Source organism: Moorena sp. SIO3I6 (assembly GCF_010672095.1).
Window position 1 is genome coordinate 1 of record NZ_JAAHHU010001540.1, and the last position, 1,176, is coordinate 1,176.

General features: G+C 43.0%; 2 protein-coding genes. One reads left to right on the forward strand and one right to left on the reverse strand.

The features are described 5' to 3' along the window. Positions 1 to 475, reverse strand: a 475-nt coding sequence (locus tag F6K49_RS51015) for a pyridoxal-phosphate dependent enzyme (RefSeq protein ID WP_293110556.1), incomplete at its 3' end; no start/stop codon positions are given. 168 nt (positions 476 to 643) lie between these two features. Here F6K49_RS51015 and F6K49_RS51020 point away from each other — a divergent pair. Continuing rightward, positions 644 to 961, forward strand: a complete 318-nt coding sequence (locus F6K49_RS51020; protein WP_070393480.1) for a DUF4342 domain-containing protein — start codon at positions 644 to 646, stop codon at positions 959 to 961. Positions 962 to 1,176: the final 215 nt, after the last annotated feature.

A 1,176-nucleotide genomic window follows, 5' to 3' on the forward strand; every position in this document is an offset into this window, starting at 1 on the left:
CCATATAAATGACGCATTCGAGACCAAATCGAGCACATACTGTTGCGGTAGCCACACCATGCTGACCCGCTCCCGTTTCAGCAATGATGCGCCGCTTACCCATGCGCTGGGCTAGCAATACCTGAGCGAGAGCGTTATTAATTTTGTGAGCACCGGTGTGATTTAAATCTTCCCGTTTTAAATAAATCCGTGGTCCACTACCATCAGATTTGGTATAGTAGTTACTCAGACGTTCAGCAAAATAGAGAGGACTAGGACGTCCTACATAGTCTCGCAGCAGTTGTTGTAGTTCCTGTTGGAAATCCGGGTCATTACGGTATTGTTCAAAAGACTGCTCTAGTTCACTTAGAGCAGGCATCAGGGTTTCTGGAACATACTTGCCACCAAATTTCCCAAAACGTCCCAAAGCGTCCGGTTGTTGGGTCTGGTGATCCCTATGGTCACCGATACTAAGGGGTAGGGGTGTTTTAGTCACAGCGGTGTTACACAATTTCTAGAACGAACATCTCGACTATTTATTATAAAACCCAAAATCCCTTACCACCAGTCCTTAAGCATTTTGTATCAACATTAACAATTATTTTTGAGTTAATGTAGAAAAGTAATCACCATAATGACCAACTCGGTGCCTAAGTAGATTACCATGAATGAACCAACTGATCAACAAATTAACAATCACTCCAATTCTGTAGAGCCAGATGTTCAGCCAAAGGTCAGTGTCGAAGAATTCAGTATTAGTGGTAATGACCTGATTGACAAAGTTAAAGACCTAATTGATCAGGGTAATATTCGCCGAATTATCATCAAAAATGACCAGGAGCGGATTTTGTTGGAGATTCCGCTAACTTTTGGAGTATTAGGAGGAGTTACTGCTATTTTCTTGGCTCCTTGGTTACTCGCCCTGGGAGCGATCGGGGCATTGGCGGCTCGATTGAAAGTAGTGGTAGAACGAAAGGAATAGTGGTCTAGATATCGACGATATCTACCCTAACGCCTAAACAGCTATGGGAGATCCTAGAGAAAGATTGCGCGCGATCGCTAAAAATATCTTTAACAAAACTCGCGGAATTCCCCACCCTCTTTCAGGGTGGGGATGGATAGCGAGCCAGGAAATTCATCTTATCCCTTGACATCTTACTATAAAATATATATACTATTAAGCAAGGTCGATAACGA